Source organism: Mesorhizobium sp. M4B.F.Ca.ET.203.01.1.1 (genome assembly GCF_004791025.1).
In the GTDB taxonomy this organism is placed as follows: domain Bacteria; phylum Pseudomonadota; class Alphaproteobacteria; order Rhizobiales; family Rhizobiaceae; genus Mesorhizobium; species Mesorhizobium abyssinicae.
The window spans coordinates 1-278 of record NZ_SRUO01000316.1; the positions used below are offsets into that span (position 1 = coordinate 1).

The 278-nt window shown below is 68.3% G+C and carries 1 protein-coding gene; it reads left to right on the forward strand.

What is annotated here, in order from left to right:
* Window positions 1-214, forward strand: a 214-nt coding sequence (locus EN846_RS34875; protein ID WP_210236174.1) for a hypothetical protein, incomplete at its 5' end; no start/stop codon positions are given.
* Between the last annotated feature and the right edge of the window lie 64 nt (window positions 215-278).

A 278-nucleotide genomic window follows, 5' to 3' on the forward strand; every position in this document is an offset into this window, starting at 1 on the left:
GCTGTACCAGGCGGCGCAGATCGCAGTGACCGAAACACTGGCTTGGCAGCGCAGCCACGCGCAACCGATGCGGATCGTGCTGGTGGCGTTCAACACCGCCACCGCCAAGGCCTACCAGCAGGCGCTGAACGCCGCCGGGCAAGGTGCGGACAGCGAACCGCGCGGGTCGATGCTGCCGCCCTTGGGCGATGCGGGCTTTGCCGCCGCGCACTGACCGCCGGTACGCGACGCATGAAGAAAAGGCCGGGCAATGCCCGGCCTTTTCCTTGGCAGCGTTG